This window comes from Curtobacterium sp. 9128 (assembly GCF_900086645.1).
In the GTDB taxonomy this organism is placed as follows: domain Bacteria; phylum Actinomycetota; class Actinomycetes; order Actinomycetales; family Microbacteriaceae; genus Curtobacterium.
On the sequence record NZ_LT576451.1, the window covers coordinates 870,343 to 883,970 of the forward strand.

The following is a 13,628-nucleotide window of genomic DNA, read 5'->3' on the forward strand; positions in this document are numbered from 1 at the left end:
GGGTGTGGACAACGCATCGCGTCCGATCACCCTGATGACCTACAACATCAAGAACCCGGATCCGGCGCACGACTGGCCGGCCAGGCTCCCCGTCCTGCTCGACATCGTGCGGCGCCACGACCCGGACGTCCTGTGCGTGCAAGAGGCCTTCGACCACCAGATGGACGACCTCCGGCAGGGGCTCGGCGGCTACACGGCCGTCGGACAGGGGCGCGAGGGCGGCAGCGCGGGGGAGCACGCCGCGGTCTTCTTCCGACATGACCGCCTCCGCCCGATCGAGGACGGGTCGTTCTGGCTGTCGGACACCCCGGACGAGCCGGTGTCGAACACGTGGGGCAGCCTGTTCCCCCGCATCGCGAACCACGTCCGCTTCCTGGACGTCGACGGGGCAGCGTTCACCCTGCTGACCACGCACCTGGACCACGAGGCGAACGAGCACGGGGACGAGATCCGCGGCAAGAGTGCTGCGCTCATCGTCGAGCGGCTCGCGGGTGTGGACGGCCCCGTCGTCGTCGCGGGGGACTGCAACGAACCGGCCGGCGCGGGGACGGCGTCGCGCGTCTTCGCCGACGGTGGGTACGTCGACACGTGGACGGTCGCGGGGGACCTGGACGACCGGACCGCGACGTTCAACGACTGGCTGCCACCGGTGGAGTCGGGGGAGCGGATCGACTGGGTCCTGACGAAGGACGTGACCGGGGTGGACCGTGTCGTGATCGACCACGACGGTCCGGAGACCTGGTTCGCGAGCGATCACTTCCCGGTGGTCGCGACGATCCGGATGTGACCCGGGGGGTCAGCAGCTCTTCGTCGCGTTGACCGGCATCGGCGATCCGATCACGGTCACGGTGGTGTCGTCGGTCAACGCCGAGACGCCGTTCGTCCCCGCGCCCGGGCGGTCGGAAGCCCATCCCTCGGCGAGGAGCAGCTGCCAGGCTTCGGCGTCCCCCGACCCCAGGGACTCGCGGTCGCGCTTCGGGGTGTCGTGGATCAGGTCCGAGACGTCGTCGCCGACCTGGACGCCGTCGGGTCCGCTCAGCTCGACGATGCCGCCCGTGCGTGAACGGACCTCGTCGCGGAGCACGCGGACCTCGAGCGAGTTGCCGAGGTCGGACGGCTCGGAGAGCGCGGCGACACGGAGGGACCCGCCCCAGGTGTAGGTCGTCCCCGCCGGCAGGCAGCGTCCGCCGTCACCCTCGGCGGTGAGGGTGCGCGACGGGGTGCCGAACAGCCGGTCGAGGAGCTCCACGGTCGCGGAACCGTTCCGCATCGACGCGACGGCCACGGTGCGGTCGCCGCGGCGGAGCGTGATGGACTCGGCACCCAGCTCGAGTCCGTCGACACGCTTCAGCTTGGCGTTCGAGACCGGAGACGGCGTGGTCGCCGGTGTCACCTCTGCTGCTGCGGCCCGGTCGTCAGCGGCCGCACCGGTCGTCAGATCGACGCTCGTGGTGCCGGCCACGAGGGCGAGCACGACGGCACCGGTCGCGAGCAGGGTCCGTGTGGTCACCATTCGACGGTAGGGCCGACGGGCTCGTTGCACGACGTGTGTTACCGAATCGGGGCCTGGCCGAAACCGGACCGTGACCTTGTGGTGGACTGGACAGGTCTTGTACATGTACCATCACCGTCATGCCCGTCTCATCGAAGCGACGCCTCGTCGCCGACGCCCTCCGCGACGCGATCGCGACGGGCCGGTACGTCTCCGGCGAACGACTCCCGGGGGAGCACGACCTCGCCGAGCGCTTCGCGGTCAGCCGCGGCACCGTCCGTGCAGCGCTCGCCGACCTTGCCGACGACGAGTACATCGCCACGCACGGCGGCATCGGTTCGGTCGTCACCTTCGACGGTGCTGCGCTCGACCCGCGTGCCGGGTGGGCACGGTCCATCGCCGGGAGCGGCACCGAGGTCCGGGCGTCCACGCTGCGGATCGAACGGATCGAGGACGCCGAACTCGCGAGCCTTGTCGACGCCGAACCGGCCTTCGTCGCCGTTGACCGGGTGCGCTCCGTGGTCGACGGTCCGCACGTCTCCTACGAGCGCAGCGTCGTGCCGCGCATCGGCCGGCTCGACCGTGCCGTCGAGGACGGACTCGTCGAGGGGTCGTTGAGCGCGACGATCGAGGCGGCCGGCCTCGTCCCGGCGCGAGCGGAGCAGTGGATCGACGTCCGCCCGCTCGACGACGCCGAGGCCGCGGTCCTCGACCGCACCCCTGGTACCCCCTTCCTGCACAGCCGTCGGGTCTCCCGCACCGCGGGCGGTGCCTTCGTCGAGGCCGTCGACAGCCTGCTCGACCCCGAGCGCTTCCGCATCCACATGCGCTTCGGACAAGGAGACCCCCGATGACCCGCACGACCACCTCCGACCACGCGCTCGCTGCCTTCCGGGGCCTCGCGATCGGTGACGCCCTCGGCATGCCGACGCAGTCGATGTCCCTCGGGGAGATCCGCGAGGACCACGGACGCATCACCGGGTTCGTCGACGCCGGCCCCCGGCAGCGCATCGCGCACGGCATGCCCGCCGCGAGCATCACCGACGACACCGAGCAGGCCGTGCTCGTCGCACGGCTGCTCGTCGAGGGCGACGGCCGGCTCGACCCGACCCGGTTCGCCGAGGCGCTCATCGACTGGGAGCGCGGGATGGCGGCGAAGGGATCCCTCGACCTGCTCGGCCCGAGCACGAAGACCGCGGTGCAGCGCATCCTCGACGGCGTCCCCGCGTCCGAAGCCGGTTCCACGGGCACCACCAACGGTGCGGCGATGCGGATCACGCCGGTCGGCATCACCACGACCGCTGACGACCTCGACGCGCTCGTCGACGCCGTGCAGGACGCCTCCCGCGTCACCCACGACACCGGGCTCGGCATCGGCGGCGCGGCCGCGATCGCCGCTGCCGTCAGTGCCGGCATCGACGGAGCGTCGCGTGCCGAGGCGCTGGACGTCGCGGTCGCCGCCGCCCGGATCGGGGAGCGACGGGGCCACTGGATCGCCGGGGCGTCGATCGCCGACAAGACCGCCTGGGCGCGGGAGTGGCTCCCGACCGTGCCGTCGTCCGACCGGATCGCCGCCATCGACGGCGTGATCGGCACGAGCGTCGCCAGTCAGGAGTCCGTCGTCGCCGCACTCGCCCTCGTGTCGCTCGACCTCGACCCGTGGGAGACGCTCTGCACCGCCGCGAGCATCGGTGGCGACACCGACACGATCGCCGCGATGGCCGGCGCGGTGCTCGGCGCCGTGCACGGTGCCGGCGCGTGGTCGCCCGAGACCGTCGACCAGGTCGAGTCCGTGAACGACATCCGCTTCGCCGACGTCGTGACCCCCCTGCTGCAGCTCCGCGCGAGCCGCGTGGAGCGCGTGGACCGCGCCCGCACCGCGAGCAGCACCTCCTAGCCCCCGGTCGGTGGCATCCCCCACGAGCCACCGCCCGGTCCCACCCCAAGCCCTTCCGACGACGTAAGAGGAACCATGGCAGACACCCCGAGCTCGGGAACCCTCACCAGCATCGAGCAGCGCGGCATCGAACCGGTGCCCGCCGCCGAGCGCACCGGGAACGCCGGCGCGCTGTTCTGGGTGTGGTTCGCCGCCAACATCTCCATCCTCGGTCTGCCCCTCGGCGCGACCCTGGTGGCGTTCCAGCACCTGAACATCTGGCAGGCGCTCCTCGTCGCCGTGATCGGCGCCGCGGGGTCGTTCGCCGTGGTCGGTGTGATCTCGATCGCCGGGCGCCGTGGTGGCGCACCCGGCCTGACCCTGAGCCGCGCGGTCTTCGGCGTCCGCGGCAACATCGGCCCGACGTTCGTCTCGCTGCTGTCCCGCCTGGGCTGGGAGACGGTGAACACCACGACCGCGGCCTTCGTGCTGCTGTCGCTGTTCACGATCCTCTTCGGCACGGACGGGGACGCCAAGCACAACCCGGTCCTGACGATCGTCGCGATCCTGGTCTTCGTCGTCGCGACCGTGCTCATCTCCGGCCTGGGCCACGCCTTCATCGTCGCCGTGCAGAAGTGGGCCACGTGGGTCTTCGGCGCGCTGAACGTCTTCGTCGCCGTGTTCCTGGTCGTCCGCGTGGACTGGCACGTCGTCGGCAGCGCCCCCGCCGGGCCCGTCGCAGCGATGGTGATCGGCATCGGGACCATCGCCGCCGGCACCGGCATCGGGTGGGCGACCGCCGGTGCGGACATCGCCCGCTACTCGAAGACGAGCGTCCGCGCGGCCAAGCTGGTCAGCGCGAGCGCAGCCGGTGCCGGCATCCCGCTCGTCGTGCTCGTCGGCCTGGGCGCGCTGGTCTCCGCTGGCGATCCGACGCTGGCGCAGGCGGGCGACCCCGTCGCCGCGATCCGTGACCTGCTGCCCGGCTGGATGGCGGTGCCGTACCTCATCGCGGCGTTCGGCGGGCTGCTCCTCTCGAACCACCTGTCCGTGTACTCGGCGAGCCTCACGACGCTCACGCTCGGCATCAAGGTGCCCCGGGTCTGGGCGGTCACCGTGGACGTCGTGGTCACGTTCCTCGGGGCGATGTACTTCATGCTCGTCGCGGACGGCTTCTACGCGCCGTTCATCACCTTCATCTCGGTGCTCGCCGTGCCGATCACCGCCTGGCTCGGCGTCTTCATCGCCGACATCCTCCGTCGCACCTGGTACGACCCGGTGGCCCTGCTCGACCTCCGCGCCGGCGGCCGGTACTGGTACTCGGGCGGCATCGCGTGGCGCGCCGTCATCGCGTGGGCCGTCGCGATCGTCGTCGGCTTCCTGTTCACGAGCGTGCAGGTCGGCGACGCGGACCCGGTCTTCGTCGGCGCGTTCTCGAGCACCTGGATCGGCGCCAACGGACTCGGTTGGATCGTCACCTTCTTCGTCGCCGCAGCCGTGTACGTGCTCACGGGCGGCCCGAAGGGCGTGCTCCACGAGCCGGTCGACGAGTCCGCGCCGATGCACGTGACGGAGCACGCCTGATGCCGCGGCTCGTCTCCGTCGGCAACGTCATCGTCGACATCGTGATGCGCGTCGGGGAACTGCCGGAGCCCGGTGGCGACGTGATCGCGTCGTCGTCGGACATCACGGCCGGTGGCGGCCTGAACACGATGGTCGCCGCTCGGCGTGACGGCCTCGAGGTCGTGTTCGCCGGGCAGTACGGCACCGGCCCGTTCGGCGACGTGGTCCGCGCCGCGCTCGCCGCTGCCGACGTCGAGGTCCTGCAGCCCGGGGTTCCCGACCAGGACAGCGGGTACTGCGTCGCGCTGGTGGACGCCTCAACCGAGCGCACCTTCGTCACGAGTGTCGGCGCGGAGGGGCGTCTCGGGACCGCCGAGCTGGACCGCGTCGACCTCCGGGACGACGACACCCTGTTCGTGTCCGGGTACGGGCTCGCCCACCCGGTGAACGGGCGTGCGATCGCGTCCTGGATCACGACGATCCCGGCATCGGTACGGGTCGTGTTCGACCCGTCGCCACTCGTCGCGACGCTGGACCCGCAGGTGGTCGCGCCCGTGACGGCGCGTACCGACGTCCTGTCCACGAACGCCCGGGAGGCCCGGCTCATGTCGCCGGGATCGGCCGACCTCCGGCAGGCGGTCACCGCCATGGCCGCGGTCGCGCGGGGCGCGGTGCTGGTGCGTGACGGCGGGGCCGGGTGCTGGATCGCGGACGATTCGCTCCCCGACGGGCCCGTCCTGGTGCCGGGGTTCACGGTCGCAGCCGTGGACACGAACGGAGCCGGCGACGCCCACGGTGGCGTCCTGGTCGCGGCGCTGTCCCGTGGTGCGCCGCTCCTCGACGCCGTGCGGCGTGCCAACGCCGCGGCGGCGATCGCCGTCTCGCGCCTCGGTCCCGCGACCGCGCCCACCCGGGCCGAGACCGACGCGTTCCTCGCCGCCCACCCGGCGTAGGCCGACCGCCGGGGCCGCACCGGGCCTCCCGTCCGGCGAGCACCCGCCGGCCTGGCCGCTGCGCGCATCGGGGGACAGCCTCCTGGAGCGGTCCTGACGGCGGCCTGCGTACCGTCGGCGGCATGACGGACCAGCAGATCGACCAGTACACGATGCAGGACCCGACGAAGCTCTACGCCGACAAGCAGCCCGACGAGCAGTACCTCGAGGGTGCTGGCACCGACGAGGAGATGGCGAAGAACGTCCCGGCCGACCACGGCGAGGAGACGTACCGCGGCTCCGGGCGCCTGCAGGGCCGGAAGGCGCTCGTCACCGGCGGCGACTCCGGGATCGGCGCGGCGGTCGCGATCGCCTACGCCCGCGAGGGTGCCGACGTCGCGATCGGCTACCTGCCGGAGGAGCAGGAGGACGCCGACCGGATCGTCTCGCTCATCGAGGCCGCCGGCCGCAAGGCCGTCGCGATCCCGGGTGACATCACGTCGCTCGCGTTCTGCGAGGAGCTCGTCGCGACCGCCGTGCAGGAGCTCGGTGGGCTCGACATCCTCGTGAACAACGCCGGCAAGCAGCAGAACGTGTCCTCGATCGAGGACATCTCGGACGAGGAGTTCGACGAGACCTTCAAGACGAACGTCTACGCGACGTTCCGGATCACGAAGGCGGCCGTGCCGCACCTGCAGCCGGGATCGACGATCATCAACACGACCTCGATCCAGGCCTACGCGCCGTCGCCGCACCTGGTGCACTACGCGGCGACCAAGTCGACCGTGAACAACCTGGCCAAGGGCCTCGCGGCGCAGCTCGCGCCGAAGGGCATCCGCGTGAACGCGGTCGCGCCGGGTCCGATCTGGACGCCGCTGCAGCCCGCCGGTGGGCAGCCGCCTGAGGCCCTGCCGACCGCGGGTGAGCAGACGTACCTCGGCCGCTGGGGGCAGCCGGCCGAGCTCGCGCCGGCGTACGTGTTCCTCGCGAGCGGGGAGTCGTCCTACGTGGTCGGCGAGACGCTGCACGTCGACGGCGGCATGCCGACGCCGTAGCGCGCCAGCGCCCGGCCGGCCGGGAGCCCGCCGCTCGCACAACCGAAAGCACCCCGCACCACGTGTTCGCGTGGCGCGGGGTGCTTTCGGTTGTGCGCAGAGCTGCGGCGAGTCGGCGAGCCGGCGAGTTGCCGGCCGGTCAGCTCGCGACGCCGCAGGACCTCGCCATGCGCTCGAGGAGCTCACGCGCGGACAGTGCGGCCGCGAGTTCGACCTCGACCGGGTTGATGCCGAACGCCCGCTCGAGCCTGCGACGACGGGCCTGGTCGGCCACGGGCACCTCCGGACGCTGCGGCAGCACCGCGATCGCCTGAGCCGCCGCCTCGAACGCGCCGTCCGGCCGACCGACCTGCTCCCACATCGCGCGGACGTCGTGGGCGACCTGATCGGCGTCGCCGCCGAACTCGAAGCCGGCGGAGGCCATGGTCGCCAAGCCCTGTGCGGTGGGGTCGTTCGGGGTCATCCCGGCATCGTCACACAGCTCGCCGGGAACCCGCCAGGAGTCCGTGACCGCCAGCACCTCGACGTTCTGTCCCCCATCATGCCGACCCCCGGAACGGGGATTCTGTCGCACCCCGGAATCCGTTTGGATGGACGTGCGGACAGGACGTCCGCAGACGGAGGGCACGATGCTCGAGGACACCAGCGCGGACACCCAGGCAGCTGCAGCCGCAGCAGCGACCCTGCACCTGCGGATCACCATCGTCGGCGCGACCGTGGACCTGCTCCGCGACGTCCCGTTCCACGAGGCCCGTCCCGAGGCCGTCGCCGAGCGCCTGGACATCAGCGTCGCCGAGCTCCGTCAACACTTCCCGTCGTGGGACGGTCTCGTGCTCGCCGCACTCGACCGCTGGAACGGCGGCCGCATGGACGAGGTCACGCGCGAGGTCGGTGACGGCAGCACGGTCGAGCTGCTCCGTGCGATCGTCGCCTCGAACGCCGAGGACCCGGCCCTGATGCGGCTCCTCGTCGCCCTGCTGTCCGTCGCGGGCAACCCGGCGCACCCGATGTCGACGTACCTCCGCTCGCGCTACCAGCTCTTCTACTCGCAGATCCGGCGCGGGCTGGAGCACGACGTCGCCGTCGGCCGCGCCCCGCACACGATGGACCCGCGCCGCGGCGCCGAGCAGCTCATCGCGCTCTACGAGGGGCTCCAGCTGCAGGCCCTGTTGCGCAGCGATCTCGACCTGGTGCCCGCGTTCGACCGTGCGGTCGCGCGGATGGAGCGCGGCTGGATGGAACGGTACGAGCCGCAGGCGCAGCGTCGGCTGTCCACCTGGTCGGACGGCGGCTGGGACATCTAGCCCGCCGCGGTCACCTGGGTCACCTGGGTCATCGCGTGCGGGAACCGCGGGGGACCGAGCCGTTGCCCGGGTCGTAGCCCGTGTCGCGCAGCACCGGGATCGCCGTCGTGTCGTTGTGCACCGAGTGCACCACCACGCGGCGGGTCCGCCGGAGCGCACGCCGAGCCCCCGGGGTCGCGAACAGGCCGCCGAGCACGAGCCCCGCGCCGATCCCGAGCGCGACCGAGACCGCTGCGACGAAGTCGAGCGCGGCGCTCGACGACCCCGACATGAAGTTCAGCAGCGCGTTCGACACCGCGACACCGGGCAGGAGCGCGCCGCAGAACGCCGGGACCGCGATCGCCGCGACCGCCGTGCGCATCCGGACGGCGGCGTACGTGGACAGGACGCCGAGGAGCACGGCGGCGATGAACGTCGCGCCGAGCAGCGGGAGACCGAGCTGGCGCAGCCCCCACAGCGAGGCAGCCGCCGCGACCGAGAACACCACCGCGACCGGGATCACCCGGGCGCTGGCCTGCTGCACGAAGCAGTTCGCACCCGCCGACACGACCGTCAGCGCGAGCGAGGCCCACAGGGGTAGGGCCTGGGTGACGATGCCGGACGGGTCGACCTCGAGGTGGAGCCACTTCGTCAGCGCGATGCCCGCCGGGACCCCGACCACGATCGCCGCGATGACCAGCCCGATGTAGAACGCGCGGGCGACGGCCATCGCCCGGAAACCGGAGATCGCGTCCTGCGCCCATGTGACGAGCGACACGTGGGGCAGGAGCAGCACCACCAGGGCCGCCACCATCGTCGCGGCGCCTGCCGGGTGCAGGATCCCGATGCCGATCGCCAGGGTGCCGATCACGGACGCCACCGCCCCCTGCGCACCGGAGACGAAGAACTGGGGGTAGCCCCTGCCCGTCAGCCAGCGCCCGGAGACGATGATGCCGAGCATGAGCACGAACGCCCCGATGCCCGCGCGCCAGCCCCCGCCGGCCTGCATCGCGATCGACGTGCCCAGGATGGACAGGCCGACGTCGGCGGTCCACATCGGCCACCGGGAGGGCATCCGCAGGACGGCCACGAGCGCGCTCACCGCCGACGACATGTCCCGCTCGTCGTGGATGACGTCGTCGACGATCTGGTTCGCCCACGCGAGCCGGTTCAGGTCGGAGCCGTCCGAGCGGATCGTCCGCATCTTGACGAGCATCGGCGCGTCCGACGGCGCGTACTGGATCGTGACCGAGCTGCCCGTGAAGTCGAGTTCGAGGGGTGCGAGGTTCCACTTGGTCGCCACGGCGACCAGGGCGATCTCGACGCTGCGGGTGTCGGCGCCCGAGGCCAGCATCACCTCGGCGAGGTCGAGACAGAAGTCGACGATCTGCTGCGCGGAGTACTGCTCGCGCCGGGACCGGGTGTCCGGCTCGACGTGCTCGTAGATCGTGCCGCGGAGCCGGGCACGGATGTCGCGGAGGTCGTGCTGGGCGACGCTGCGGGCCCGCGGACGGTGCGGACGACCGGGCCGGGCGCCGGGGAGGAGCGGTTCGGCCATCGCTCCATTGTGCCTGCCACGTCCACCCGAGTCCGGACGTCCGCTGAACGCCACGACTACCGTGCTGCCCATGGCGACCACCGACGGAGATCCCTGGGCGACGGTCCTCGACGTGCTGCCCGACGGTGCCACGCACCACGACGCCGACCGCGCCCTCCGAGCCGCCGGCTGGACCGACTGCGGCACCGGTGACTGGGCATGGGCCCTCCGCGCTCCCGACGGCCGGTCCGTTGCACGGATCAGCCCGTTCGACCCCGCCGCTCCGTACTCGGCAGCGCTCTACCGGGAGGCGTCGGACACCAGGCAGGTGCCCGTGCTGTTCGGGCACCGGGTCCTGGACGGCGGCGGTGACCTCACGCTGATGGAGGCCCTGGAGCCCGTCGCGGAACCCGAGGCCGCGGCGTTCCACCGATCGCTCGCAGCCGGGGACCCCGAGGTCGCGACACTCGTCCGGCACATCCGGACCGTGCACGCGCAGGGAGCGGACGAGCAGCCGTGGTGGGGCCCGCTCGACGACAACCCGGCGAACGTGATGCGCGGTGCCGATGGTCGGTTGGTGGTCGCCGACCTCTACTACGCCGACGGGCCGAACCTGTACCGCACCGTGCTCGAGGACCCCGATCGCGTCGTCCGCGCGTTCCCCGAGGAGCGTCGCCGGTTCATGACGGAGCTGCCGCTCGCGAGCTCGGGCGGCTGGCCGGACGGCGAGGCCGAACGGATGCGGGCCGCGCTCGCCGCAGCCGATGCCCGGCTCCGCGTCGCCGACGCGCGGTGACGCTCCGAGGGTGACCAGGAGACGGACTGGAGGCTCGTGGCGGGATCGCCACGAGCCTCCAGTCAGGTGGTGCCGACTACTGCTCGAACGTCGCGTTCAGCGTGATGTCGACCCCGGTGAGCGCCTTGCTGACGGGGCAGGTCGCCTTGGCGTCCTCTGCCGCCTTGAGGAAGGTCGCCTCGTCGATGCCGGACACCTCGCCGCTCACGGTGAGGGCGATGCCGGTGAACTTGAACCCGCCGGCCGAGTCCGGGCCGAGCGAGACGTCGGCCTTGACGTCGAGGGCCTCGACGGTGCCGCCGGCCTCGCCGAGGACCGCGGAGAACTGCATCGCGTAGCAGGCGGAGTGCGCTGCGGCGATGAGTTCCTCGGGGCTGGTCGTGCCGTCGGCGTCCTCGGCGGCGCGCTTCGGGAACGAGACGTCGTACGTGCCGACCTTCGAGCTGGAGAGTTCGACCTGGCCGGAGCCGTCCTGGAGGCCGCCGTTCCAGGCGGTGCGTGCGGTGCGCGTGGGCATGGCCGCTCCTTTCGTGTGGGGTGCGGTCCCGAGCGGGAGCCGCGGTGCCGAGTCAATCGGAGAACGCACGTTCTCGCAAGGGGTTCCCGGCGAAGACGCAGGTCGGTAGGGTCGAACGCATGGGGGATCGATCGTCGTTCCGTTCGCGCGCGCTCCGGCAGGGGCCGCTGCGCGACGCCGGCCCGCTCGAGGCCTGGGTCCGGTTCTGGACACAGGGCTGGCGGTTCTCCGGTCGGGCGAGCCGGTCCGAGTTCTTCTGGCCGATGGGGTTCGAGCTGGTCGTCGTGGTGCTCGCGGTGGGGATCCCGGTGTGGTCCGGGACACCGTGGCGGTGGGACTCGTACGCGGACCCGTTCGGGATCGTCCCGACGCCGGCCGTGCACTTCCACCTGTTCGGCAGCCCGACGTGGTGGTGGGGGTACGGCGACGGCGCGGACGTCCCGCCGAACCCGTGGGACGTGGTGCTGCTCCTGTGGGTCGCGGTGACGGCGATCCCGCGCTGGACCCTGCTGGTCCGGCGGCTGCACGACCGAGACCACACCGGGCTCTGGGTGCTGCTGCTCGCGCTCACCGGGCCCTTCGGGTGGTTGGTCGTGACCGCCATGGTCGTGCGTCGGCCTCGTGCGGCGGGCGTGCGGTTTGACCGCACGATGTGGGACGCCTACAAGCCGAGCGCCACCTTGCCGCCCGAGCCTCACGACACGGCGACGGCGACCCCTGCGGCGCCGAGCAGCACCACGTAGCCCCATGCGTGCACCGCCTCGGGGATGCGCGGGGGGCGTCGGCGGAGCAGCACGATCACCGGCATCGCGCCGAGCAGCAGCGCGACCGCGGCCGGGACGTCCACGGCGCCGACGAGGCGGGGCGCATCGGGCACCTGCCCGTGCACGAGCAGTGTGACGAGGACCGCCGGCGCGGCGATCGCGAGCGTCAGCGGGTTCGCCAGGGCGGTCGCCACCGGCATGGACGCACCGGCCCGGCGCATCACCGGGACGGTCATGACGCTGCCACCGACACCCAGGAACGCCGCGACCGCGCCGACCGGGAGGCCGAACACCGTCCGCATGCCGCGTCCGTCCGGCGTGCTGCCGGACGCCACGGCCGTCGGGCGCGTCCCGATGGACGGCTCGCGTCGGGGCCGGGGACCAGCCTCGCGTCGGAAGAACCCGGGGCGGACGAGCAGGTCGACGACAGTGGCCCCGACGTACGCGACGAAGCCCCACCGCAACAGCGCGTCGGGCGCGAACCGAGCGGCTGCGGCGCCGACCGCACCGCCGAGGACGAGCAGCGCGAAGAGCCCGGTGCGTCCGCGGAGTCCCCGGAGGACGACGCGCTTCGTGGACGCCGTCGCGACCGCGGCGTTCACGAGCATCACGAGCGCCGAGGTCGCCGTCGCCACGCGGACCGCATCGCCTCCGAGTGCGGCATCGGCGACCGTGATGATCGGGACCGTCACGAATCCGCCGCCGAAGCCGAACAACACGGTCGTCAGCCCGACGAGGACCCCGATGAGCACCAGCACGAAGAACGTCATGGCATCCAGTCCAGCGCCGACCGTCGCGGCGAGCAATCGATGGTCGGTCGCAGACCTTCGAGGGTTAGCCTCGAAGGGTGCGCAACGTCCGGGTCGAGGACCACGACCACCTGCCGCTCGACGTCCTGCCCATCGGGACCGAGTACCCGCCCGACTTCCTGCTCGCCCGGCACGCCCACCGGCGTGCTCAGGTGCTCTACGGGGCCAGCGGGACGATGCTCGTCGAGACGGACGAGGGGTCGTGGACGGTGCCGACCGACCGTGCCGTCCTGATCCCTCCGGGAGTCGAGCACGAGGTCAGGATGCTCGACGTCACCACGTGGAGCCTCTACATCGAGCCGGACGCGGTGCCGTGGTGGCCGACCTCGTGCACGGTCGTCGAGGTCGGGCCGCTCCTGCGTGAACTGCTCCGCGCGGCGTTCGACCTGCCGCTCGACCTCGACGTCCACGGACGTGACGGCGCGGTGCTCGACCTCGCGCTGCACGAACTCCAGCGCGTGGCGCCCGTCCCGCTGTCCATCCGACTGCCGGCGGAGGGCGTCCTCCGCGACCTGTGCCGCGCGTACCTCGCCGACCCCGACGTGCACGTGACGAACGCGGACTGGGCGATCCGGGCCTCCGTGAGCGGCCGGACGCTCGATCGGCGGTTCCGGGCGGCCACGGGGGTGGGGCCTGCGGTCTGGCGGGTGCGTGCGCGACTGCTGGCGAGCCTCCCGTCGCTCCGCACGGCGTCCGTGACGGACGTCGCCGGCCGGCTCGGCTACGCGACCCCTGCCGCGTTCACCGCGGCGTTCACCCGGGCGTTCGGGGTGCCGCCGTCGCGGTTCCGCTGAGGCCTTGACGGATGCTGCTCGCGGGCCGTCCTGATCGGCGTCTGCACAGGTTCGCTCGGGCGTACAGCCCCCACGACTGGGGCTGTGTCGGTCCGGCACCCCTCGGTGACCATCGTTCGGCGGCCTGTACAGGGCGGGCCGCCGAACGACTCGGGAGCCGAGTCGCCGCACGGCTCGTTGAGAGCGAGCCGCCGAACCAGGGGATCCACC

The 13,628-nt window shown here is 72.4% G+C and carries 15 protein-coding genes; 10 read left to right on the plus strand and 5 right to left on the minus strand.

Annotation, left to right across the window (positions count from 1 at the left end):
- Positions 1 to 4 precede the first annotated feature (4 nt).
- Complete coding sequence (locus tag QK288_RS04395; RefSeq protein WP_281266593.1) at positions 5 to 787, plus strand: endonuclease/exonuclease/phosphatase family protein; 783 nt, start codon at positions 5 to 7, stop codon at positions 785 to 787.
- Between the two features lie 9 nt (positions 788 to 796).
- On the opposite strand, the gene QK288_RS04400 is transcribed toward QK288_RS04395, so the two are convergent.
- On the minus strand, positions 797 to 1,510 hold the full coding sequence (locus tag QK288_RS04400; RefSeq protein ID WP_281266594.1) for a hypothetical protein: 714 nt from the start codon (positions 1,508 to 1,510) through the stop codon (positions 797 to 799).
- A gap of 122 nt (positions 1,511 to 1,632) precedes the next feature.
- Between QK288_RS04400 and QK288_RS04405 the strand changes: the two genes are divergently transcribed.
- The 5 genes from QK288_RS04405 to QK288_RS04425 all read left to right on the plus strand — a co-directional run bounded on the left by QK288_RS04405 (position 1,633) and on the right by QK288_RS04425 (position 6,918).
- Positions 1,633 to 2,346 (plus strand): GntR family transcriptional regulator, encoded by a 714-nt coding sequence (locus QK288_RS04405; protein WP_281266595.1) that lies wholly within the window; start codon positions 1,633 to 1,635, stop codon positions 2,344 to 2,346.
- On the plus strand, positions 2,343 to 3,389 hold the full coding sequence (locus QK288_RS04410; RefSeq protein WP_281266596.1) for an ADP-ribosylglycohydrolase family protein: 1,047 nt from the start codon (positions 2,343 to 2,345) through the stop codon (positions 3,387 to 3,389). The genes QK288_RS04405 and QK288_RS04410 overlap by 4 nt, the downstream gene beginning before the upstream one ends.
- A 75-nt stretch (positions 3,390 to 3,464) precedes the next feature.
- A complete protein-coding gene (locus tag QK288_RS04415; RefSeq protein ID WP_281266597.1) occupies positions 3,465 to 4,952 on the plus strand; it encodes a cytosine permease in 1,488 nt (495 codons plus the stop codon).
- Positions 4,952 to 5,884 (plus strand): PfkB family carbohydrate kinase, encoded by a 933-nt coding sequence (locus tag QK288_RS04420; protein WP_281266598.1) that lies wholly within the window; start codon positions 4,952 to 4,954, stop codon positions 5,882 to 5,884. Before QK288_RS04415 ends, QK288_RS04420 begins: the two co-directional genes overlap by 1 nt.
- A 122-nt stretch (positions 5,885 to 6,006) precedes the next feature.
- Entirely contained in the window at positions 6,007 to 6,918 is a 912-nt protein-coding gene (locus tag QK288_RS04425) for an SDR family oxidoreductase (RefSeq protein ID WP_281266599.1), read from the plus strand.
- 139 nt (positions 6,919 to 7,057) lie between these two features.
- Here QK288_RS04425 and QK288_RS04430 read toward each other — a convergent pair whose 3' ends face one another.
- Entirely contained in the window at positions 7,058 to 7,381 is a 324-nt protein-coding gene (locus QK288_RS04430; protein WP_281266600.1) for a hypothetical protein, read from the minus strand.
- A gap of 166 nt (positions 7,382 to 7,547) precedes the next feature.
- Here QK288_RS04430 and QK288_RS04435 point away from each other — a divergent pair, with 166 nt between their 5' ends.
- Positions 7,548 to 8,222: a TetR/AcrR family transcriptional regulator gene (locus tag QK288_RS04435; protein WP_281266601.1), complete on the plus strand. Its 675-nt coding sequence runs from the start codon at positions 7,548 to 7,550 to the stop codon at positions 8,220 to 8,222.
- A 28-nt stretch (positions 8,223 to 8,250) separates the two neighbouring features.
- Here the strand turns inward: QK288_RS04435 and QK288_RS04440 are convergent, their stop codons facing one another.
- Entirely contained in the window at positions 8,251 to 9,759 is a 1,509-nt protein-coding gene (locus QK288_RS04440; protein ID WP_281266602.1) for a threonine/serine exporter family protein, read from the minus strand.
- Positions 9,760 to 9,829: 70 nt separating this feature from the next.
- Between QK288_RS04440 and QK288_RS04445 the strand changes: the two genes are divergently transcribed.
- Positions 9,830 to 10,534, plus strand: a complete 705-nt coding sequence (locus tag QK288_RS04445) for a hypothetical protein (protein WP_281266603.1) — start codon at positions 9,830 to 9,832, stop codon at positions 10,532 to 10,534.
- Positions 10,535 to 10,610: 76 nt separating this feature from the next.
- On the opposite strand, the gene QK288_RS04450 is transcribed toward QK288_RS04445, so the two are convergent.
- Positions 10,611 to 11,051, minus strand: coding sequence for an OsmC family peroxiredoxin (locus QK288_RS04450; protein ID WP_281266604.1), 441 nt, complete (start codon positions 11,049 to 11,051; stop codon positions 10,611 to 10,613).
- 119 nt (positions 11,052 to 11,170) lie between these two features.
- Between QK288_RS04450 and QK288_RS04455 the strand changes: the two genes are divergently transcribed.
- Positions 11,171 to 11,794, plus strand: a complete 624-nt coding sequence (locus QK288_RS04455; RefSeq protein WP_281266605.1) for a DUF805 domain-containing protein — start codon at positions 11,171 to 11,173, stop codon at positions 11,792 to 11,794.
- Here QK288_RS04455 and QK288_RS04460 read toward each other — a convergent pair.
- Entirely contained in the window at positions 11,746 to 12,585 is an 840-nt protein-coding gene (locus QK288_RS04460; protein ID WP_281266606.1) for a sulfite exporter TauE/SafE family protein, read from the minus strand. The genes QK288_RS04455 and QK288_RS04460 overlap by 49 nt on opposite strands.
- 77 nt (positions 12,586 to 12,662) lie before the next feature.
- On the opposite strand from QK288_RS04460, the gene QK288_RS04465 reads away from it, so the two are divergent.
- Positions 12,663 to 13,418: a helix-turn-helix transcriptional regulator gene (locus QK288_RS04465; RefSeq protein ID WP_281266607.1), complete on the plus strand. Its 756-nt coding sequence runs from the start codon at positions 12,663 to 12,665 to the stop codon at positions 13,416 to 13,418.
- The last annotated feature ends 210 nt before the right edge of the window (positions 13,419 to 13,628 follow it).

Excerpts from the sequence above, each read along its gene's own strand:
- QK288_RS04405 (WP_281266595.1), top strand. The coding sequence starts at position 1,633 with ATGCCCGTCTCATCGAAGCGACGCCTCGTCGCCGACGCCCTCCGCGAC.
- QK288_RS04410 (WP_281266596.1), top strand. The coding sequence starts at position 2,343 with ATGACCCGCACGACCACCTCCGACCACGCGCTCGCTGCCTTCCGGGGC.
- QK288_RS04415 (WP_281266597.1), top strand. The coding sequence starts at position 3,465 with ATGGCAGACACCCCGAGCTCGGGAACCCTCACCAGCATCGAGCAGCGC.
- QK288_RS04420 (WP_281266598.1), top strand. The coding sequence starts at position 4,952 with ATGCCGCGGCTCGTCTCCGTCGGCAACGTCATCGTCGACATCGTGATG.
- QK288_RS04425 (WP_281266599.1), top strand. The coding sequence starts at position 6,007 with ATGACGGACCAGCAGATCGACCAGTACACGATGCAGGACCCGACGAAG.
- QK288_RS04430 (WP_281266600.1), bottom strand. The coding sequence starts at position 7,381 with ATGACCCCGAACGACCCCACCGCACAGGGCTTGGCGACCATGGCCTCC.
- QK288_RS04435 (WP_281266601.1), top strand. The coding sequence starts at position 7,548 with ATGCTCGAGGACACCAGCGCGGACACCCAGGCAGCTGCAGCCGCAGCA.
- QK288_RS04440 (WP_281266602.1), bottom strand. The coding sequence starts at position 9,759 with ATGGCCGAACCGCTCCTCCCCGGCGCCCGGCCCGGTCGTCCGCACCGT.
- QK288_RS04445 (WP_281266603.1), top strand. The coding sequence starts at position 9,830 with ATGGCGACCACCGACGGAGATCCCTGGGCGACGGTCCTCGACGTGCTG.
- QK288_RS04450 (WP_281266604.1), bottom strand. The coding sequence starts at position 11,051 with ATGCCCACGCGCACCGCACGCACCGCCTGGAACGGCGGCCTCCAGGAC.
- QK288_RS04455 (WP_281266605.1), top strand. The coding sequence starts at position 11,171 with ATGGGGGATCGATCGTCGTTCCGTTCGCGCGCGCTCCGGCAGGGGCCG.
- QK288_RS04460 (WP_281266606.1), bottom strand. The coding sequence starts at position 12,585 with ATGACGTTCTTCGTGCTGGTGCTCATCGGGGTCCTCGTCGGGCTGACG.